The organism is Maribacter sp. Asnod2-G09 (assembly GCF_045063795.1).
Classification (GTDB): Bacteria; Bacteroidota; Bacteroidia; order Flavobacteriales; family Flavobacteriaceae; genus Maribacter.
Map to the genome: position 1 here is coordinate 480,942 of NZ_JBEFOA010000004.1, position 20,486 is coordinate 501,427.

The 20,486-nt window shown below is 36.0% G+C and carries 19 protein-coding genes; 9 read left to right on the plus strand and 10 right to left on the minus strand.

Features of this window, described 5'->3' with window-relative positions; all coding sequences use genetic code 11:
• Positions 1 to 100: 100 nt before the first annotated feature.
• Together ACJJVT_RS09135 and ACJJVT_RS09140 are read left to right on the plus strand one after the other, a co-directional pair.
• Positions 101 to 3,055: an amidohydrolase family protein gene (locus tag ACJJVT_RS09135; protein WP_405398104.1), complete on the plus strand. Its 2,955-nt coding sequence runs from the start codon at positions 101 to 103 to the stop codon at positions 3,053 to 3,055.
• A gap of 38 nt (positions 3,056 to 3,093) precedes the next feature.
• Complete coding sequence (locus tag ACJJVT_RS09140; protein ID WP_405398106.1) at positions 3,094 to 4,386, plus strand: amidohydrolase family protein; 1,293 nt, start codon at positions 3,094 to 3,096, stop codon at positions 4,384 to 4,386.
• Positions 4,387 to 4,461: 75 nt separating this feature from the next.
• Here ACJJVT_RS09140 and ACJJVT_RS09145 read toward each other — a convergent pair whose 3' ends face one another.
• The 10 genes from ACJJVT_RS09145 to ACJJVT_RS09190 form a co-directional block, all read right to left on the minus strand.
• A complete protein-coding gene (locus tag ACJJVT_RS09145) occupies positions 4,462 to 4,869 on the minus strand; it encodes a hypothetical protein (RefSeq protein WP_405398108.1) in 408 nt (135 codons plus the stop codon).
• Between the two features lie 21 nt (positions 4,870 to 4,890).
• The gene (locus ACJJVT_RS09150; RefSeq protein ID WP_405398109.1) at positions 4,891 to 6,081 is read right to left on the minus strand and encodes a molybdopterin molybdotransferase MoeA; all 1,191 of its coding nucleotides are present in this window, start codon (positions 6,079 to 6,081) and stop codon (positions 4,891 to 4,893) included.
• A gap of 65 nt (positions 6,082 to 6,146) precedes the next feature.
• Positions 6,147 to 6,923, minus strand: coding sequence for a sulfite exporter TauE/SafE family protein (locus ACJJVT_RS09155; RefSeq protein ID WP_405398110.1), 777 nt, complete (start codon positions 6,921 to 6,923; stop codon positions 6,147 to 6,149).
• A complete protein-coding gene (locus ACJJVT_RS09160; RefSeq protein ID WP_405398111.1) occupies positions 6,907 to 7,980 on the minus strand; it encodes a ThiF family adenylyltransferase in 1,074 nt (357 codons plus the stop codon). The genes ACJJVT_RS09155 and ACJJVT_RS09160 overlap by 17 nt, the downstream gene beginning before the upstream one ends.
• Positions 7,977 to 8,570, minus strand: coding sequence for an NTP transferase domain-containing protein (locus ACJJVT_RS09165; protein WP_405398113.1), 594 nt, complete (start codon positions 8,568 to 8,570; stop codon positions 7,977 to 7,979). The genes ACJJVT_RS09160 and ACJJVT_RS09165 overlap by 4 nt, the downstream gene beginning before the upstream one ends.
• On the minus strand, positions 8,554 to 9,027 hold the full coding sequence (moaC, locus tag ACJJVT_RS09170) for a cyclic pyranopterin monophosphate synthase MoaC (protein ID WP_405398114.1): 474 nt from the start codon (positions 9,025 to 9,027) through the stop codon (positions 8,554 to 8,556). Before moaC ends, ACJJVT_RS09165 begins: the two co-directional genes overlap by 17 nt.
• Entirely contained in the window at positions 9,027 to 10,010 is a 984-nt protein-coding gene (moaA, locus tag ACJJVT_RS09175) for a GTP 3',8-cyclase MoaA (protein ID WP_405398115.1), read from the minus strand. The genes moaC and moaA overlap by 1 nt, the downstream gene beginning before the upstream one ends.
• A 142-nt stretch (positions 10,011 to 10,152) precedes the next feature.
• On the minus strand, positions 10,153 to 10,569 hold the full coding sequence (locus ACJJVT_RS09180) for a molybdenum cofactor biosynthesis protein MoaE (protein WP_073246107.1): 417 nt from the start codon (positions 10,567 to 10,569) through the stop codon (positions 10,153 to 10,155).
• A complete protein-coding gene (locus ACJJVT_RS09185; RefSeq protein WP_405398116.1) occupies positions 10,569 to 10,808 on the minus strand; it encodes a MoaD/ThiS family protein in 240 nt (79 codons plus the stop codon). The genes ACJJVT_RS09180 and ACJJVT_RS09185 overlap by 1 nt, the downstream gene beginning before the upstream one ends.
• 100 nt (positions 10,809 to 10,908) lie before the next feature.
• A complete protein-coding gene (locus ACJJVT_RS09190; RefSeq protein ID WP_405398117.1) occupies positions 10,909 to 11,700 on the minus strand; it encodes a hypothetical protein in 792 nt (263 codons plus the stop codon).
• 87 nt (positions 11,701 to 11,787) lie between these two features.
• Here ACJJVT_RS09190 and ACJJVT_RS09195 point away from each other — a divergent pair, with 87 nt between their 5' ends.
• The 7 genes from ACJJVT_RS09195 to ACJJVT_RS09225 all read left to right on the plus strand — a co-directional run bounded on the left by ACJJVT_RS09195 (position 11,788) and on the right by ACJJVT_RS09225 (position 20,340).
• Positions 11,788 to 12,600: a TrmH family RNA methyltransferase gene (locus ACJJVT_RS09195; protein ID WP_405398119.1), complete on the plus strand. Its 813-nt coding sequence runs from the start codon at positions 11,788 to 11,790 to the stop codon at positions 12,598 to 12,600.
• 45 nt (positions 12,601 to 12,645) lie between these two features.
• The gene (locus ACJJVT_RS09200) at positions 12,646 to 13,878 is read left to right on the plus strand and encodes a M48 family metallopeptidase (RefSeq protein ID WP_405398120.1); all 1,233 of its coding nucleotides are present in this window, start codon (positions 12,646 to 12,648) and stop codon (positions 13,876 to 13,878) included.
• 44 nt (positions 13,879 to 13,922) lie between these two features.
• Positions 13,923 to 16,127, plus strand: a complete 2,205-nt coding sequence (locus ACJJVT_RS09205; RefSeq protein WP_405398121.1) for a RelA/SpoT family protein — start codon at positions 13,923 to 13,925, stop codon at positions 16,125 to 16,127.
• Between the two features lie 50 nt (positions 16,128 to 16,177).
• Positions 16,178 to 16,648, plus strand: coding sequence for a Fur family transcriptional regulator (locus ACJJVT_RS09210; protein WP_133673572.1), 471 nt, complete (start codon positions 16,178 to 16,180; stop codon positions 16,646 to 16,648).
• Between the two features lie 25 nt (positions 16,649 to 16,673).
• Positions 16,674 to 17,945, plus strand: coding sequence for an adenylosuccinate synthase (locus tag ACJJVT_RS09215; protein ID WP_405398123.1), 1,272 nt, complete (start codon positions 16,674 to 16,676; stop codon positions 17,943 to 17,945).
• 149 nt (positions 17,946 to 18,094) lie between these two features.
• Entirely contained in the window at positions 18,095 to 18,892 is a 798-nt protein-coding gene (locus ACJJVT_RS09220) for a DUF1080 domain-containing protein (RefSeq protein ID WP_405398125.1), read from the plus strand.
• 11 nt (positions 18,893 to 18,903) lie between these two features.
• The gene (locus ACJJVT_RS09225) at positions 18,904 to 20,340 is read left to right on the plus strand and encodes a Gfo/Idh/MocA family protein (protein WP_405398127.1); all 1,437 of its coding nucleotides are present in this window, start codon (positions 18,904 to 18,906) and stop codon (positions 20,338 to 20,340) included.
• Positions 20,341 to 20,486: the final 146 nt, after the last annotated feature.

The following is a 20,486-nucleotide window of genomic DNA, read 5'->3' on the forward strand; positions in this document are numbered from 1 at the left end:
TTCGTAATTACGATCCACTCAACTGTTAAACAAAAGTGAAAGAGACCGTGTTTACTGTAGAATCCGAGTATTTTTAAAACACTAATTCAAACCAAACGTAATGAAAAAACTATTCTTTGCGCTATGCCTACTCGGGTATGGCTCATTTTTAACTGCACAAGATTATTTCCCAGAAAACGCTGGGGTAAAAGTCAACAATAACAGTTACACGGCTTTTACAAATGCAAAAATCTTCGTAACCCCTACACAAGTAATTGAAAAGGGAACATTATTAATTCAACACGGCAAAGTCGTAAGTGCTTCAAACTCTGTAAGCATTCCGAAAAATGCTGTTGTTATCGATTTAGATGGTAAATCTATTTATCCTTCTTTTATAGATGTGTATTCTAAATTTGGCGTAGAACAGGCAAAGAAAAAACCAGGTAGAGGCAGATCTACCCAATATGAACCATCAAGAGAAGGGTATTACTGGAACGATCATATAATGCCAGAAAACAAAGCAATTGAAAAATTCACTTATGATGACAAGGAAGCCAAAATACTTCGTGAAGCTGGTTTCGGTGTCGTTAACTCTCACATTCAAGATGGTATTGCCAGAGGTACTGGTGTTCTTATTGCTTTAAACGGAAACGGAACTAATGCGAATAGAATTTTAGATGACCGTTCTGCGCAATATTTTTCTTTAACTAGAAGTATTGCCAAAGGGCAATCTTACCCAGGTTCATTAATGGGAACATTGGCGCTGTTGAGACAAATGTATAGTGATGCCGACTGGTACGGTAAAGGCAATGCCTCTACTACAGATTTATCATTAGAAGCATTGAACAATAATAAGAACTTAGTTCAAATTTTCGAAGCTAAAGATAAGTCTCATGATTTACGTGCCGATAAAATTGGAGATGCTAACGGAATACAGTACACTATACTAGGTGGTGGTAATGAATTTGAACGTATTGATGAAATAAAGGCTACGAATGCCAAATATATTCTACCGCTAAATTTTCCAGATGCGTATGATGTTTCTAATCCGTATGCTGTTGGCTATGTTTCTTTACAAGATATGCGTTATTGGAACCAGGCTCCATCAAATCCTAAAGTTTTGGCTGATAACGGAATTCAATTCTCTCTTACTACACATGACCTAAAATCAGTTACAAACTTCAAAGAAAAGCTAATGAAAGCCATTGAATACGGTCTTTCATCTACAAAAGCTTTAGAAGCACTGACTACGGTACCTGCTCAGATTTTAGGAAAATCAAATGAAATTGGTTCTTTAAAAACTGGTGCTCTTGCCAACTTCTTAATTACTTCTGGTGATGTTTTTGACAAGTCTACTACACTTTATGAAAACTGGGTTCAAGGCACAAAAAGTGTTGTAAATGCTATGGACTCGAAAGATATTCGTGGAGATTACAATTTAACCGTACAAGGTAAATCGTATGATGTTTCTATAACCGGTGAAATCTCTAAGCCTAAAATTGAGGTAAAACAAGACACTTCAAAATTGTCTTCTAAAATTGCCTATAAAGACAATTGGGTAACTATGTCATTTGCTACAGATAAAGGTGAAAAAACCTATAGAATGATTGGTGCGGTTACTAAAGCATCAGATAATTTATCGGGTCGTTTGGTTTTACCAGATGGCACTGAATCTCAATTCACGGCAACCAAATCTAAATCTTTCACAGAAAAAGAAGCAGAGAAAAGCAAAACTGCAGAAGCAATTAAGGTAATGCCGGTGACTTTCCCTAATGTAGGATACGGATTCGCATCTAAGCCAAAAGCACAAAACACATTGTTCAAAAATGCTACGGTTTGGACAAGTGAAGAAGCAGGAATATTAGAAAATACCGATGTTCTTGTTAAAAACGGAAAGATCGTCAAAATAGGAAAAGAACTAAGTGCTGGTGGCGCAACAGTTATTGATGCTACTGGTAAACATTTAACTGCTGGTATTATTGATGAACATAGTCACATTGCAGCTTTAGCTGTAAACGAAGCTGGTCAAAATAGTTCTGCAGAAGTAAAAATGGAAGATGTAGTTGATCCTGAGCATATGGGAATTTACAGATCTCTTGCTGGTGGTGTTACATCACTTCAATTACTACATGGTTCTGCAAACCCAATTGGTGGTCGATCGGCTATTTTGAAATTAAAATGGGGAGAAGAAGCAGACGGATTAATTTATGACAACTCGCCTAAGTTCATCAAATTCGCCCTTGGTGAAAATGTAAAACAAAGTAACTGGGGAAGCTTCTCTCGTTTTCCGCAAACACGTATGGGTGTTGAACAGATGTACATGAACTATTTTCAAAGAGCTAAGGAATATGACACCAAAAAGAAAAATGGTGAATCATATAGATATGATGAAGAAATGGAAGTATTGGCAGAAATCATAAACGGAGAGCGTTTCATCTCTTGTCACTCTTATGTTCAGAGCGAGATCAATATGATGATGAAAGTAGCCGAGCATTTCGGTTTCAGAATTAATACGTTCACCCATATTTTAGAAGGTTATAAAGTAGCCGATAAAATGGCTGAACATGGTGTTGGCGCTGGTACATTCAGTGACTGGTGGGCATACAAATTTGAAGTAAACGATGCTATACCTTACAATGCTGCAATAATGCAAAAGCAAGGCGTTGTTACCGCAATTAATAGTGATGACCGCGAAATGATTAGAAGGTTAAATCAAGAAGCCGCAAAAACTATTAAGTATGGTGGGATGACGGAACTAGAAGCTTGGAAAATGGTGACCATAAATCCTGCTAAACTTTTACATTTAGAAAATCGTGTGGGTAGCATTAAAGAAGGTAAAGATGCCGATTTAGTTTTATGGTCTGGTAGTCCGCTTTCAATATATACCAAAGCAGAAAAAACGATGATAGAAGGTGTTACTTATTTCGATTTGGAAACCGACAAGAAGAACCGTGAAACCATTAAGAAAGAAAGAAACGAGTTGGTTACGATGATGCTTAAAGAAAAAAGTGGCGGTAAAAAGACACAAGGCCCGAAACAAAGTGTAAAAAGAGATTTCACTTGCGAAAGCCTTTAATTCAATAAGCTATAGTTCAAAAATATAAAACAATACAAATGAAAAAATTTATAACCTTAATCATAGCCTTAGGTCTGGTCATACCAACTATGGCACAACAAACACCCGGTTCTAAACAAACCGAAGCCATTACCATTGAAGGTGCAACTGCACACTTAGGTAACGGCGAAGTAATTGAAAGTTCTTTGATTATGTTCGAAGACGGTAAAATCACTTTCGTGGGCGATTCTAAAATGAAAATTGCTAGAAAAGGTAAAGTAATCGATGCTACCGGAAAACACGTTTACCCAGGTTTCATCGCCCCTGCTAAAACATTAGGATTAGTAGAAATCGATGCCGTAAGAGCATCAAAAGATGAAGATGAAATAGGTGATTTCATTCCGCATGTAAGAAGTTTAATAGCCTACAATGCAGAATCTAAAGTAGTAGAAAGCATGCGCCCGAACGGAGTTTTGATTGGACAAATTGCCCCTTCAGGAGGTCGCATTTCAGGTACATCAAGTATTGTACAATTTGATGCTTGGAACTGGGAAGATGCCGCTATTAAAGTAGATGACGGAATCCATTTAAACTGGCCAAGTACTTTCAAGCAAGGTCGCTGGTGGGCTGGTGAAGACCCAGGATATCACCCAAATAAAGATTACGCAAAACAAACAGAAGCAGTAGTTACATTTTTCAAAAATGCAGCAGCTTATGGCAAATCCACTCCGAAAGAAGTGAATCCGGCTTATGCGGCAATGAAAGGTGTATTTGATGGTAGTCAAAAACTATATGTACATGCAGACGATGAAAAACAGATTATTGATGCTATCAACACTTTAAAGTCTAATGGCGCCAAAGAAGTGGTATTAATTGGTGGTTATCACGCCTATAAAATTCCTGAGTTTTTAAAGAGCAACAACATTCCGGTTTTAGTACAGTACACACACAACCTACCTGTATTTGATGATGATGATTATGACCTACCTTATAAATTACCGAAATTATTGGTAGACGCGGGTTTGTTGGTCGGAATTCAAAATTCAGATGCAGTGAACTTTCAAACTAGAAATTTACCTTTCTATGCAGGTCAAGCTGCGCAACAAGGTCTAGACAAAGAGATAGCTGTTCAATTGTTAACAGGTAATACTGCCAAGATTTTAGGTATCGATGATCTTTACGGAACTTTAGAGAATGGAAAAAGTGCTACACTTTTCATATCTGAAGGTGATGCTTTAGAAATGGCCGGCAATCAATTAACACATGTTTTTATTGATGGCAGAACAGTTTCTCTAGAAACACACCAAACCGAACTTTGGAAACGCTACATGGGTAAGTACGAAGGAAAGTAATACGTTTAAACTATTTATAAAAAGAGGCTGTCCAAAATTTTGGACAGCCTCTTTTTATTTACAATTATGTTGTATTTATTTCTTACCGAGCATGTAACCAACATACGCCATTGGCATGTAAGCCATTATAATATCTAGAGCGGTAAACCACATTGGTCCGCCAAGCATTACAATATTTGCAGTACCACCTATCAAGAAAAACAATCCCACTAATAATGCCATAGTCATTTTTCTGGTCGCTGCAATTTTTGTTGCTATAACTGCACCCACCAAAGTACCCAAAGCATGAGCAAGAAATGGAAAAACAAAATGTTTGGCTTCAAATAAGTGTATAGAAGCCTTTAAACCTTCCATAGTTGTATTATCTGCACCTTCTGGTGGCGGAATAATAGAACCACTGATCATTATAATTCCCATATTAATGATGCTACCAACAACAATTCCGGCTACGACCGCCAAAATATTCTTTACAACAGGATTCATATATAAAAATTTAATTGGTTACTATCTGGTCTTTATAAAAGGTACCACCTCCCCTACTTCATATTCTTCCGTTCTTGGTTCAAGGCAAATAAATCCGTCAGCCTTTGCTAAACTGGTTAAATCTCCAGAACCATTTTCAACAACAGGTGTTGCCCAGAACATACCCTCTTTTACTTCTGTACTAACCTGTATAAATCTGGTTAGCGGCTGTGTTATTTTAATTACTGCACTTAGCTTAATATACGATTTATCTCTTGAAATTCCCCATGAGGTTTGTAACCACGGTAAAAAATACAGGTGATAATTGGCAAATGTAGAAACAGGATTACCAGGAAAAGAAAAAATAACTGTCTTCAATTCCGGGTGAATTCCAAACCAAAATGGCTTACCAGGTCTTTGTAACACTCTATGAAATACTTTTTCAACTCCCAAAGATTCCATTACTTCAGGTATAAAATCAAACTTCCCTTTCGATACTCCGCCACTTAAAAGAAGGACATCATTTTCAGTTAAAGCTTTTTCTAGTTCTCGCTCAATTTCCTTTTTATCATCTAATAAATGAAGTGAACTGGCTTCAATTTTAGAGTTCAATAAGGCAGACTCAATAGTCAGCATATTCGATTTTCGTATTTGATGTGGCTCAGGAGTTTCATTTACAGCAACCAATTCATTACCTGTAGCAATAGTGCAAATTTTAGGATTACCCATAACCTTTACCATTGCTTTACCAACCGTAGCCATAACTCCTATTTCGGCGGGACTGATTTTGTTCCCTTTGGATAACAAAAGCGCACCCACTTTTTCATCGCTGCCTTGATAATGAATATTTTGACCTTTAGTCACTTTCTCATTGATAGTAACCATACCACCGTCAATAGTGATGTGTTCATACATCACAACGGTATCGCAATGTTCTGGCACTACAGCACCCGTCATTACCTCTAAACAATTACCTGTATCTGCCAAAACTTGCTGAACCACACCTGCAGCAGCTTCGCCTTCAATTGTGAAAAGGTGACCATTATTAACGAGAGTTGAATACTGAATTGCAATTCCATCTTTGGTGGCGCGATCAAACGGAGGAAAATCTCTATCGGCATAAATATCTTCTGCCAAAATTCTATTCAAACTATTTAAAAGTGACACATTCTCTGTACCTAAATCTAGAGGATGGGCTAACACTTTTTGGTATGCTTCTTTAAATGTAATCATAGAATTAAAGGTAAAACTATTACAAACTATAGCATTGAAGAATTGTAGCTATTTATTTTAAACTTCTAAAATAACCCGAGTCCGTTTACCAACAAGACTCTAATTCCCACAACAAACACCAATAAAGCTGTAACCCTTTTAATACCATTTGCAGACAATTTTTTAAGACTGATGCGAATACCTAACTGTCCGCCAAGAAGAACCGCTACAACCAAGCAAATAGTTTCTCGCCACGGCAATGACAATGAATCGCTAGTTATCAACCCAAATAATCCCGATACAGAATTTACGAGAATAAAGAAACTTGCAAGTGCTGCTATTTTTATGGCTTTGTTCCATCGCAAATGATTAAGAACGGGAGCTAGAAATATACCTCCACCGATACCTACCAATCCTGATAAGAATCCGATTCCTGCTCCCAACACATAACTTATATAGTTAGGATAGTCTTTCACTTCTTTTTTTGACTTATCAATTTCAAAAGTCTGAACAGCTAAAAACAATGCCGATAGAATAAGTGAGCATCCTAATATTATAAAGAATACACTTTCTTTCAATCGAAATGTAGCACCTAGATACGCTAGAGGAATACTCGCCAAAACAAAGGGTAGAAAATCTTTTAGTTTTGCGTGACCATTTTTAAAATACAGAAATGTACTGCCTGAAACTACCACCAAATTACAAACCAATGCAATAGAGCGAATGGCAAAAAAACTAGTTAAAACAAGCGTCAATAAAGCCAAGTAGCTAGAGCCACCGCCAAAACCTACAGAAGAATACAATGTGGCAATGATAAAAAATCCGATGCATAAAAACACCAATTGCTCAATAGGTATCAACATAATTTTTCATCTGGTTCATACCACCGGTAACATTGACAAAATCTTTACCCGATAATAATTCTTGTAACTTTACGATTGCCTTTTTACTACGAACTCCAGACTGGCAGATAACATAAACGGTAGTTTCTAAATCAACCTCAGCCACTCTACCTGTTAATTCACTTAAAGGAATATGCTTGGCTTCTTTTAAATGTTGCCTCTGAAATTCTTTATCGGTTCGCACATCTATCAGTTCAATAGGTTTACCTGAAAGCAATTGCTGAAGCTCAACAGCATCTATTGATTTTAAAGGAAGTTCACAGTCAAACTCGTAGCTAGAAGCCAGCATTTTTATCTCGTTGTTACCAGCCTGTAATTTAAATTTCATTCGTTGCGTACGTTGGCTCAGTGTATCAAAAAGTAACAAAACACCTGATAACACCTCTCCTATTTCCGCAATAACCTTTACTACTTCTAAAGCTTGCAGATTACCAATAATACCAGGCAAAATACCCAATACGCCATTCTCATTACAATTAGGCACAGCATCTGCCGCAGGCATGGTCGGGAACAAACAACGATATGTTGGTCCGCCTTTATAATTAAACACACTCACCTGACCCTCAAAAGCGTGTAATGCACCATAAACAAAAGGCTTATTTGCTATTACACAGGCATCATTAATTAAATATCTAGTGGGAAAATTATCGGTAGCATCAACAACGATATCATAATCTTTAATAACATCTAGTGCGTTAGCAATCGTTAAATAAGTTTGATAAGTATGTATTTGTGTAGTTGAGTTTTGAGCTAACAATTGTTTTTTTATCGCCTCAACTTTAGGCATACCTACCATAGTTTCGGTAAATAAAACTTGACGATGAAGATTAGATAACGAAACCACATCTGCATCAACAATACCCAACGTACCAATACCCATTGCGTTTAGATATGTCAATACGGGAATTCCGAGTCCGCCAGCACCAACAACAAGTACTTTGGCATTGTTTAGTTTTTGCTGACCTTCGGTTCCAAATCCGTCTAAAGTGATTTGTCTTAGGTAACGTTCCTCGTTCATGGTGCTATTTTTAGTAGCGCTTCTTCATATTCTGCTCTTGAATTTGCATTGAGCAATACTTCTTTTTGTTTCGGAAACACCAAGTTGACATCTGAATTTATGAGAAATTTTCTAGGGCAAGAACCATTACCTGCTTCTAAATATGCAACAGATTGTTTTAATGCTTCTGGTTCCCAAATAGCACAAAGTGGCTCTGGTAAGGGGTCTTCAGCATCTGCAAATGCACTTGCTATCTTATCTGAGTTTCTTGCAGCTATTAATTCTTGCAACGCCTTTTTATCCATTAAAGGTAAATCGCATGCCAGAACTAACCAAGCAGCTTCAGGGTGTGCTTTATGAGCCGATAGCAATCCATTATACGGACCACGATACTCATCTTTATCTATTATAGTTTTAAAAGAATTTGAAATCTCGTTTTCCTGGTCTTTACGAATACTCAAAAATGTTTGATCGCAAACCTCGTTCAACAATTGATATAAATGCTCGCGTTGCGGAAGATTATGATAGGTAATCAAACCTTTATCTTCCCCCATTCTTGTGCTTTTTCCTCCAGAAAGCACCAATCCGTATAACTTAGCGTTGGAAATCATTCTTCCCTCCTGTTTTTTGTTCTAATTGAATTGCACCTATTACAATATCTTGCGAAAGTGCTTTACACATATCATAAATCGTTAATGCTGCAATTGAAACTCCTGTTAAGGCTTCCATTTCAACACCTGTCTTTTCATTACATTTTACTGTACATGAAATCTGAAATGAATCTAAAGCTGGTTCAATTTCAACATTAATTTTAGACAGATTTATTTGATGGCATAACGGAATCAATTCCGCCGTTTTCTTTACTCCTTGTATACCTGCAATGACAGCCGTTTGCACGATGCTACCTTTTTTACCGACAAAATCTTGCTCAGACAAAGATTTGAAAACCTCTGGCGGAAATTTTATCGTTCCACTAGCAATTGCGGTACGTACCGAAGCTATTTTTTGAGAAACATCTACCATAGTAGCATTCCCAGATTCATCTATATGTGATAATTTCTTCTGCATCACCCTCCTATTGAAGTCATTGAATTACTAAAAACGTCTTTATATTTTTCTTGTGCTTCAAAACCTGTTTTAGCACGACTGCCTACAGCCTTTAAAATTTCTTTTTTAATATTTTCTTCCACATCATCAGCTCTCATAATATCTCTAAGGTTTGCACTTGCCTTGGCGTACAAACATGTAATAACATCACCTGTAGCCGAAATTCGTAAACGATTACAACTACCGCAGAAAGTTCTACTGAAGGAAGGAATTACTCCGAAAGTCCCTTTAAAACCAGGAATTTTATAATTTATAGAAGTTGATGTTTTTGGAGAGTCTAACTTATAATAATCTGGGTACTCACTTCTAATATGTTCGAGTATGGTTTTAAAATCCCATTTGATAGTTTGAAATTCTTTTGAACCACCATTAAATGGCATTTCTTCCAAATAACGTACCGACACATTGTAGTGCTTTGTAAGCTCTAGCATAGGCAGAATATCATCTGTATTCTGACCCTCTAAAGCAATAAAATTAATTCGAACATTGAAGCCTTCGGTGATTAAGCGAATCATATTATTATACACCACGTCGTAATGATCACGGCGCGTAATACGCTCAAAAGTCTCACGGTTAATAGCATCCATACTAACATTTATATTCTTAATGCCCAGTTCTTTCAACTCATCTATATGCGGACCAATTAAAGTTGCATTTGTAGTTACTGAAATATCATTTAGTCCGTCTAATTTTGATAAACTGCGCAGTAATACCATTAAGTCTTTCCGAACAAAAGGCTCACCACCCGTAATTCGTATTTTATCTATGCCTTGAGAAACTACAATCTCACTTAATTTCACCAACTCATCTATGGTAAACAATTTGTCATTTTTGGCAAAATTGATTCCCTCCTCTGGCATGCAATAATTACAACGAAGATTGCAACGGTCTGTAACCGCTAACCTCAAATAATTTATTGCTCTATTATGGTTGTCTACTAACATAGTTTCATTACAAATGCAAATTCAAAAATCAAGTTCAAGAGTCAAGTTCAAGTTCAAATACAAACTCAATTTCCTTTATTCTCTATTTTCTCTTTTCTATATTCTATTCTCTCTCTTCTAACTTCTCTTTTCCAAAAAAAAATCAAGGATGCGCCGAAACCCACACCGTCTTATTCTTAAATTTCTCTTTCTTCCAAATAGGAACCGTTTCTTTTAAAGTATCAATAAGAAATCTACAAGCTTCAAAACAAGCATCTCTATGCGCAGATGATGCACCAACAATTACTACTGGTTCTTCAACACCTTTTTCACCAACGGCATGTCTCATGACCACTTTATTCAACGACCATTTTTGCATTGCGGTGTCGGCAATCTTCTCCATTTCTTTTAACGCCATAGCTTTATAGGTTTCAAACTCTAAAGCAACTACTTCTTCATTGTTCGTAAACTCACGTACGGCACCCACAAAAACACAGATTCCGCCACTATTGGCATCGCTTAATTCAGCGTAAACCTTAGCAGTATCAATTACATCAACTATTTCAATTACTTTCTTCATTAGCCTCCGCTTACTGGTGGTATAATGGCAATTTCTTCATTGCCGTTCAATACTACATTATCATCAGCATATTCACTATTTACAGCTACTGCCAATGAATTCAATTTAGAAAATTCAGGATACGATTCAATAAGTTGTTTTTTTAGTTCAGCAACATTTGCAGGCTTAAATTCATCAGAAAAACTGATTTCAGAGCTACCTACAATATCTTTTGTTATGCCAAAAAAAAGTACATTCATATCCCTTTAAAATTAGATAAATTCCAAGTTAGGTATAAAAAATAAGGTGCCATAAAAATGGCACCTATTTTAAAAAAATTATATGATTTTGAGAAATGCCTTACTCTACAATTACGGCATTCTCAGGTTTAGCATAAAACTCCATTGGCTTAGCTTCTGTAAACAAACTAGCATTTTCAAAGTTCACCGTTTTAGCCGCTCCTTTAATTTCGCCTTCTTCTACTTTATGCCATGTAATTGATTTCGGTAACACAACAGCATCAACCTTTACCCAATCATTATAGTTGATCCAGTTAATTTTTGTTGAAGGCTCACCACTAAAATAGGTCATGGTATACCCCAACCATCTCATTTCGTATGTCTTTGCATCATAATGAATATAGTACTCATCTGTAGAAGACGCTCCTACTCCGCTATTATATGAAATCTTATATCCAGGGTATGAAACTCCGTCATAAACCAAAGCATCAACTTCTTCATATTTTATTCCGTCATCAGACAATACAAATGGCATTGCGTAGAAGTAGAACATTAAATTATGATAGAATTTTGGCTTGCCTTCATAGTTACCGGTGTTATCTAAAAGCCAAACTTCTCCGTTATAACCAAGTGTGTAATCTGGTGTAGAAATTTTATCGAATCTTTTATGTAGGTCAATTGTTTGTATTTCATTGAATTTCTCATTTGGCATTTCAAAATTCAATGTTTTATATCCCTTCCAAGCATTTAATCCGCCGTGGGCTTCAAATACTTTATTTAATTCAGTAGGGTATTTATCTAAATTCACCTGTACAGCTACTTCTTCAACAGCATCGGTAATCATTTCTTTTTTAGGCGCTTCTTTACATGAAAATATAGCCAAGGCTAAAACTAAAAGGTAAAATTTACTCATCATCTCAATTGGTTATTTATTGTTTTTTGAAATCGCTTAGTCGATAAAATATAACGGACTTACCAAATTGAACTATTTTTGCAGCTCATGCAAGAAACAAAACACATAAGCAGCCTACAAAACCAACTCATCAAAAAGGTTTTACTCTTAAAAGAAAAATCTAGAGAGCGCAAAAAAACGGGGCTTTTTGTATTAGAAGGTTTGCTTGAACTTCAACTAGCCATTGGTTCGCAGTATAAAATAGAGACTATTTTGTACTGCACAGACATTTTAGAAAACACCGATAACAATGCTATTTTAAAATCATTCAAAACCGAAGAACTGATTTCAGTTAGCTTAGAAGTTTATAAAAAAATAGCCTACAGAGACACTACCGAGGGTGTAATTGCAATAGCAAAAAGCAAAGACCACCAACTGTCTACCTTGAAATTCGAAACTAAAAATCCGCTGATTTTAATCGCCGAGGCTCCTGAAAAACCTGGTAATATTGGTGCATTACTTAGAACTGCAGATGCAGCAAATTTAGATGCTGTTTTGATCGCTAACCCGAAAACAGATTTATACAACCCTAATATTATTCGCTCTAGCGTAGGATGCATTTTTTCTAGAAATGTAAAAATGGGCAGCACTACTGAAATTATATCCTATTTAAAGAAAGAAGGATTTCAAATTTTCTGTGCAGCACTGTCAGCATCTAAAGATTATACGACAGTAGATTTTAAAGAACCTACCGCAATAGTTGTAGGTACTGAGCATTCGGGACTTAGTGATGAATGGCTAGAAAACAGCACTCAGAATATTATTATACCTATGGAAGGTCAAATAGATTCTATGAACGTTTCGGTATCTGCAGCAATACTTATCTTTGAAGCGAAACGACAACGAAAAATAAACAAGTAGTATTTATACTTTTTCTATTACCGTTTTCGTTTGCAACTACACTATATGGATAAAACATTCGTCTTTTATTGTATCCTTTTCATTTTGATCGCAGAATTCATACTTGCTACAGTTATGAATTATTTGAATGCAAAACGATTTAAAGACCCTATTCCAGAAGATTTAAATGATGTTTACAATGCTGAGGAATATGAAAAATCTCAGGCATATAAGTTAACCAATTACAAGTTTGGTGTTTTTACCTCTATTTTTTCGTTAGTATTAATTTTAGCCTTTTTATTTTTCGGTGGATTTTCTTGGGTAGATAATGTAGCCCAAAGTAACAGCGAGAATATTATTATACAGGCATTGATTTTCTTTGGTATTATTATGATCGGAAGCGATATTCTCAACATTCCGTTTTCATACTACCAAACCTTCGTAATCGAAGAAAAATTCGGATTCAATAAAACCACAAAAGGAACCTTTTTTCTTGACAAACTAAAACAATGGGCAATGACCATTATTTTTGGTGGTGCAATTTTATCGTTAGTTATTTGGTTTTTTGAATGGGCAGGCACTAACTTTTGGGTATATACCTGGGCATTTGTAGCGGTATTCACCTTATTCATGAATTTATTCTACAGTAAATTAATTGTGCCTTTGTTCAACAAACAAGAGCCTTTAGAAGCTGGCAGTTTAAAAGAAAAAATAGAAAATTACGCAGCTCAAGTAGGTTTCGATTTACAAAACATTTTTGTTATCAATGGATCTAAACGCTCTACAAAAGCAAATGCTTATTTCTCTGGCTTCGGAAAAGAGAAGCGCGTAACATTATATGACACTCTGATCAACGATTTAGAAGAGGAAGAAATTGTTGCTGTTTTAGCCCATGAAATAGGGCATTATAAAAGAAAACACATCATATTTAATTTAGCCACATCAATAGTACTTACAGGAATAATGCTATTTATACTGTCGTTATTTATAAATAATCCTGAAGTTTCTTTGGCAATCGGTGTAGACAGACCAAGTTTTCATGCGGCATTAATCGGCTTCGGAATCTTATACAGTCCCATTTCAGAAATCACCGGCTTGCTTATGAATCATTTTTCAAGAAAATTTGAATATCAAGCAGATGACTATGCAAAGAACACCTACGCAGCTTTGCCTCTGGTAACATCTTTGAAAAAGCTATCAAAAAACAGTCTAAGCAACTTAACTCCGCATCCAGCATATGTTTTCATGCATTATTCCCATCCGCCGTTAATCGATCGCATACGTAATTTAAAGGCATAATTTTTGTTGCCCATCATATAAGATTATCTTATTTTTAATCTAGTATGACACAGCCAGAAATAGAAGAGGAAAATAAGCTTATAGCTCACGAGTACAAAGAGTTACTTCGAATTAGTTATCAAACCTTGACAGATGAGGATAAAAAACTAATACGAAGCGCTTTTGAGGTTGCTGTTGATGCGCACAAAACCCAACGAAGAAAATCTGGTGAAGCCTACATTTTTCATCCAATCGCGGTAGCAAAAATTGTAGCATCTGAAATTGGTCTAGATGCCGTATCTATTGCATCTGCCCTACTACACGATGTTGTTGAAGATACCGAATACACCTTAGATGATATTGACCGCATGTTCGGTGAAACCGTGGCGCGTATTGTAGACGGACTCACAAAAATATCACACTTAAAGAAAGACATGAATATCTCTCAACAGGCAGAGAATTTCAGAAAAATGCTCTTGACTTTAAATGATGATGTAAGGGTTATCATTATTAAAATTGCCGATCGTTATCACAATATGCTCACCATGGATTCTATGCCAGAGCATAAGCAGGTGAAAATTGCATCTGAAACCTTATACATTTATGCTCCTTTAGCACATAGAATCGGGCTTTACAATATTAAATCAGAATTAGAAGATTTAAGTTTAAAATATACAGAACCCGAGGTTTACAATTCAATTAAGGACAAAATTGAAGAAAGCAAAGAAGAGCAGCAAGCCTATATTGATGCTTTCTCTGATACCATAGATAATTCACTTAAAAAAGAGGGACTCAATTATACGATTAAGGGGAGGATGAAATCTATCTTCTCGATGCGCAAAAAGATGATTGCCCAGAATGTCAGTTTTGAAGAAATCTATGACAAATTTGCCATTAGAATTATCTACAAATCTGATCTACAGAACGAGAAGTTTCTTGCCTGGAAAATATATTCTATTGTAACAGATCACTTTACCCCTAACCCGGTTAGGCTAAGAGATTGGATCTCATCCCCTAAATCTACAGGATACGAAGCATTACACATTACCGTAATGGGACCTCAAGGAAAATGGGTTGAAGTACAAATTAGAAGTGAGCGAATGCACGAAATAGCCGAAAAAGGTTACGCAGCGCACTATAAATACAAGCATGGAAATCAAAAAGAACAAGGTATAGATGTTTGGCTAAATAAGCTTCAAGAAGCTTTAGAAAATGCCAATACCAATGCCGTTGATTTTGTTGAAGAGTTTAAACTCAACCTATATTCAAAAGAGATATTTGTATTTACCCCAAAAGGGGAATTAAAATCACTACCAAAAGGTGCTACACCTTTAGATTTTGCATTTAGTATACACACCGAAGTAGGTATGCGGACAAGAGGCGCAAAAGTCAATGGTAAATTAGTACCCTTAAATACAACACTTTCTAGTGGCGATCAACTTGAAATAATCACCTCTGATCAAGCAAAACCAAATTCAAACTGGTTAGATTATGCTACCACGGCACGTGCAAGGGCAAAGATTAAATCTGTATTAAGGGAAGAGAAAAAATCTGTTGCAGAAGATGGAAAAGAGATTTTACGCCGTAAGCTAAAATCACAAAAAATGACATTAAATGAAGACTCCATTAATAAAATGGTTTCTTTCTTTAAACTTAAAACAAGTCTAGATTTATTTTATAGAATTGGTATTGGATCCATTGACAATACCATGATTAAAGATTTTGCTTCTTCTTACAACAATGCATTCATAAGTTTCTTTAAGAACAGAATGCGCAAAACACCTGTACCAGAAGATATCAACAAAGATGAGATTACGTCTAAGTATGATATGTTGGTTTTTGGTAAGGAAGAAGAAAAATTAGAATATAAACTTTCACAATGTTGCAATCCAATACCTGGTGACGAGGTATTTGGTTTTGTAAGTGTATCTGAAGGTATTAAGGTTCATAAAAAGAACTGCCCTAACGCCATCTCATTACAATCTAATTATGCATACCGTATCATTAGTGCGAAATGGATAGATTCATCTCAACAAGAATACCAAGCTGATATTGTATTGACCGGTATTGACAACTTAGGTCTTGTAAGTGATATTACAGAAGTTATATCTGATATTATGCACGTAAATATGCGTAATTTAAATTTCAGTACCGATGGTGGCACCTTTAAAGGAAAGATTACAGTAGTGGTCAAAAATAAAGCTGTATTGAAAAAGCTGACCGATAATCTTATGAACATCAACGGTATTGATAAAGTTACACGTATTTAGAAAAAGGAAATTAAAATTTAACTGTACCTTTGTGTATTAATGTAGCATATATGTCTTCTGATAAAAATCAAGAAATTGTAAAAAACGTCTTCACAACCTTTTTGGAGGACAAAGGACATAGAAAAACCCCTGAACGTTACGCGATTCTTCAAGAAATTTACGAAAGTGATGAGCATTTTGATATAGAGTCACTCTATATTAAAATGAAGAATAAAAACTATCGCGTTAGTAGGGCTACCTTATACAACACTATAGAACTTCTTTTAGATTGTAAATTGGTACGTAAACACCAGTTTGGAAAAAATCAGGCTCAATATGAAAAGTCATATTTTGACCGTCAGCATGACCACGTTATTCTTACCGATACCGGTGAAGTAATGGAGTTCTGTGATCCTAGAATTCAATCGATAAAGAAAACAATCGAAGAAGTTTTCGATATTACCATAAATACACATTCCCTTTATTTTTACGGGACTAAAAATACTCCTGCAAAAGATGCAGGCAAAAAAGAAATTAAATAGAACTAACCAAGTATATAATATTTAGATGGCAGTAGATTTATTGTTAGGCCTACAATGGGGTGACGAAGGAAAAGGAAAAATTGTTGATGTATTAACTAGAGATTACGACATTATTGCGCGTTTTCAAGGTGGTCCAAATGCTGGTCACACTTTAGAATTCGATGGTATTAAACACGTACTTAGAACTATTCCTTCAGGAATTTTTCATAAAAAAGCAATGAATGTTATTGGTAACGGCGTTGTTATCGATCCCGTTGTTTTTGTAAAAGAACTAGAAGGTTTAGACCAGTTCAACATAGACTACAAAGCAAAACTTATTATTTCTAGAAAAGCACATTTAATATTACCAACTCACCGTTTGTTAGATGCAGCTTCTGAAGCATCTAAAGGAAAAGCAAAAATTGGTTCTACATTAAAAGGTATTGGTCCGACTTATATGGACAAGACTGGTAGAAACGGTATGCGTGTTGGAGATTTAGAATTAGAATCTTGGAAAGAAAAATATCGTCATTTAGCAGATAAGCATGAAACTATGATTAGTTTCTACAATGTAGATGTACAGTATGATTTGGATGAAATGGAAGTAGAATTCTTTGAAGCCGTAGAGCGTTTAAAAGAATTAACCTTTATTGATAGTGAAGAGTATTTAAACCAAGCTATTAAAGCAGGTAAAACTATTTTAGCAGAAGGTGCCCAAGGATCGTTATTAGACATCGATTTTGGCACATACCCGTTTGTTACATCATCTAATACAACAGCAGCAGGTGCCTGTACAGGTTTAGGTATTGCACCTAATAAAGTAAAAGAAGTATATGGTATTTTCAAAGCATATACTACACGTGTAGGTTCTGGTCCTTTCCCAACAGAATTGTTCGATGAAGTTGGTGCAGAAATGGCTAAAGTAGGTCACGAATTTGGTGCGGTAACAGGTAGACCTCGCCGTTGTGGTTGGTTAGACCTTGTGGCATTAAAATACGCTTGTCAAGTTAATGGCGTTACACAATTAAATATGATGAAGGGCGATGTACTTTCAGGTTTTGATAGCCTACAAGTATGTACCGCTTACAAGTATAAAGGTGAAACCATAACTCATTTTCCATATAACATAGAACCAGAGAACTTAACTCCTATTTACACGGAGTTCGCTTGTTGGAAAGAAGATTTAACTAAAATGACTTCAGCAGACCAACTGCCGAAAGAACTTAACGAGTATATTGACTTTCTTGAAAAAGAATTAGAAGTGCCAATTAAGATTGTTTCTGTTGGTCCAGATAGAACTCAAACAATTTCAAGATAAACATCTAACGACCAAGAGCGGTTGTTCGACTTACAGGAATGGCGATATAGGGAAATACCTTTATCGCCATTCTTTTTTTTTGTATTTTCAAGTCTGTGTAAAATATACATTTTTACAATTCAACAACGACTTAAAATACAACTAAACAAATGAAAATAACCTCCTACGCTTCCCTCCTATTTTTTCTTGTTTTAGCAACAGCATGCAAATCTGAAAAAAAAGATAAAACAGGAGAACAAACCGTTACCGAGCAAGAAAACAAAGGGGAATGGTTAACTCTTTTCGACGGAACAACTACTAAAGGTTGGCGCGCTTATAACGGTAAAGAACTACCACCAGGTTGGATTGCCAAAGACGGAGAACTACAGTTTGATACCGAAATAGGTATGGAGCAAGATTACACCGGCGGCACTGATATTATTTATGGTGCAGAAGAGTTTGATAATTTTGAACTTTATGTAGAATGGAAACTACCAAAAGGAGGAAACAGTGGTATTTTCTATCATTTAAAAGAAGGTTATGATAGTCCGCCAGAAGTTTCACCTGAGTATCAATTGATCGATGATGAAAACTATGCCAGCATTCATGATATTACTGATTACAATATAAGTTTAGGTTACACCGAAAAGCCCGAAGAATTAAAGCCACTTCAACAGACCGCGTCTGATTATGCCATGCATGCCGCTAATCCCGAAGGCAAAATATTGCATCCGGTTGGGGAATGGAATACTACAAAAATCATTTTCACACCCGAGCAAGTTGAACATTGGCTGAACGGTAAAAAGGTAGTGTCATTTGTACCTTGGGATGAAGCTTGGTACGCAAAGAAGAATTCAGACAAATGGAAGAACAGTAAAGATTATGGCAAGTTTAAAACTGGCTATATAGGCTTCCAAGATCACTCTAGTCCCATCTGGTTTAGAAATATAAAAATCAAAAAACTTTAAAGACCACACCAATGAATAAAAGAGACTTTTTAAAAAACGCAGCGGCATTATCCACATTTGTATTATTACCATCTGGACTATGGTCTTGTAAAAAAGAGGTAAAAAAATTAACCAGACTTCGTACTGCACATATTGGTGTTGGTAATATGGGCGCAGCAGATTTGGAAGTCATTTCAACACATAGCAAGGTAGACGTAACTGTATTATGCGACGTTGATGCGAACAACTTAGCGGCGGCAAAAGAACTGCATCCAAATGCAAAAACATATACCGACTATAGAGTGATGTTAAAAGAAATGGGAGACGAAATTGATGCAGTGGTTGTATCAACTCCTGATCATACGCACGCACCTGCTTCTATGATGGCTATGGAAATGGATAAGCCAGTGTATTGTCAAAAACCGTTAACGCATTATGTATCTGAGGCTAGAGCAATGAATAAATTGGCTGCAGAAAAAGGCTTAGTTACCCAAATGGGAATTCAGGTACATTCATTCTACGATTATAAACTAGCTACCTTATTAATACAATCTGGCATTATTGGTAAAGTACATACGGTACGCGCATGGTCACCAAAAGATTGGGGCTATGACGGAACCGAACCGACAGGTTCTGACCCAATACCAGAATCATTAGATTGGAATTTATGGTTGGGAACTTCTGCAGAAAGACCATATAAAGAAGGGTTCTATCACCCAGGTAATTGGAGAAAATTAGTTGATTATGGTTGTGGAACTTTAGGTGATATGGGTGTTCATATTTTTGACACTCCGTATAATGCTTTGGACCTTCAAGTTCCTATGACCATTAAAAATGAATGTAGAGAACCAAATGGATTCGGTTTTCCACAAAACAATGTCGTGACTTATGAATTTCCGCAGACCGAATATACTACCGAAACATTAAAATGGGTTTGGTACGATGGTCCGGGTGCACCGCAAGATCATGAAGATTTAATACTTCCTGGAGCTAAGAAAACAAAAGGTTCAGAAGAAACTGCAGAAGATACTATGGAGGATAAAATGTCTCTAGAAACCAAAACTGCAGATAAAGGCACATTGCCTGATCAAGGCGCTATGTTCATTGGTGAAAAAGGAAGATTATTGTTACCTCACTTCATGCAACTACCAACTAAAATAGTAGACGGGGAATATGTAGATATATCTGCAGAAATAGAAGCTATAGAAAAAGCGAATAATATGGGTAAACCAATTCGTAATTATGATACGGAAGGAGCTAAACATTACCATCAATTTGTAGATGCCTGTTTAGGTACAGATGAAACGACCGCACCATTCTCTTACGCATCTAGACTTACCGAAACTATTTTACTAGGTGTCATCGCTGGCAGATTCCCTAATCAAGTTTTACATTGGGACAGTGAAAATGCAAAGTTCTCTGAAGATGAAGCCAACGCCTTCTTAGAAGGCGATTATAGAAATTTCTAATTCCTATTTAAAATAATAAAAACCACTTTCGAGTGGTTTTTTTATATCTATATTTAAAAGAACGAACTGCTATTGACTTGCTTAAAAGGACAACAATCTATACAGACATTTTTAGATTCCACAGTTGGTATTGGTTTCTCATCTAA

Bases quoted from the DNA above. Each gene is read 5' to 3' on its own strand.
- ACJJVT_RS09145 (WP_405398108.1), bottom strand. From the start codon at position 4,869: ATGAATCCTGTTGTAAAGAATATTTTGGCGGTCGTAGCCGGAATTGTT.
- ACJJVT_RS09185 (WP_405398116.1), bottom strand. From the start codon at position 10,808: ATGAATGTACTTTTTTTTGGCATAACAAAAGATATTGTAGGTAGCTCT.
- ACJJVT_RS09180 (WP_073246107.1), bottom strand. From the start codon at position 10,569: ATGAAGAAAGTAATTGAAATAGTTGATGTAATTGATACTGCTAAGGTT.
- ACJJVT_RS09210 (WP_133673572.1), top strand. From the start codon at position 16,178: ATGTCTTCTGATAAAAATCAAGAAATTGTAAAAAACGTCTTCACAACC.
- ACJJVT_RS09160 (WP_405398111.1), bottom strand. From the start codon at position 7,980: ATGAACGAGGAACGTTACCTAAGACAAATCACTTTAGACGGATTTGGA.
- ACJJVT_RS09215 (WP_405398123.1), top strand. From the start codon at position 16,674: ATGGCAGTAGATTTATTGTTAGGCCTACAATGGGGTGACGAAGGAAAA.
- ACJJVT_RS09195 (WP_405398119.1), top strand. From the start codon at position 11,788: ATGCAAGAAACAAAACACATAAGCAGCCTACAAAACCAACTCATCAAA.
- ACJJVT_RS09155 (WP_405398110.1), bottom strand. From the start codon at position 6,923: ATGTTGATACCTATTGAGCAATTGGTGTTTTTATGCATCGGATTTTTT.
- ACJJVT_RS09140 (WP_405398106.1), top strand. From the start codon at position 3,094: ATGAAAAAATTTATAACCTTAATCATAGCCTTAGGTCTGGTCATACCA.
- ACJJVT_RS09200 (WP_405398120.1), top strand. From the start codon at position 12,646: ATGGATAAAACATTCGTCTTTTATTGTATCCTTTTCATTTTGATCGCA.
- ACJJVT_RS09190 (WP_405398117.1), bottom strand. From the start codon at position 11,700: ATGAGTAAATTTTACCTTTTAGTTTTAGCCTTGGCTATATTTTCATGT.
- ACJJVT_RS09205 (WP_405398121.1), top strand. From the start codon at position 13,923: ATGACACAGCCAGAAATAGAAGAGGAAAATAAGCTTATAGCTCACGAG.
- moaA (WP_405398115.1), bottom strand. From the start codon at position 10,010: ATGTTAGTAGACAACCATAATAGAGCAATAAATTATTTGAGGTTAGCG.
- ACJJVT_RS09225 (WP_405398127.1), top strand. From the start codon at position 18,904: ATGAATAAAAGAGACTTTTTAAAAAACGCAGCGGCATTATCCACATTT.
- ACJJVT_RS09135 (WP_405398104.1), top strand. From the start codon at position 101: ATGAAAAAACTATTCTTTGCGCTATGCCTACTCGGGTATGGCTCATTT.
- ACJJVT_RS09150 (WP_405398109.1), bottom strand. From the start codon at position 6,081: ATGATTACATTTAAAGAAGCATACCAAAAAGTGTTAGCCCATCCTCTA.
- moaC (WP_405398114.1), bottom strand. From the start codon at position 9,027: ATGCAGAAGAAATTATCACATATAGATGAATCTGGGAATGCTACTATG.
- ACJJVT_RS09165 (WP_405398113.1), bottom strand. From the start codon at position 8,570: ATGATTTCCAACGCTAAGTTATACGGATTGGTGCTTTCTGGAGGAAAA.
- ACJJVT_RS09220 (WP_405398125.1), top strand. From the start codon at position 18,095: ATGAAAATAACCTCCTACGCTTCCCTCCTATTTTTTCTTGTTTTAGCA.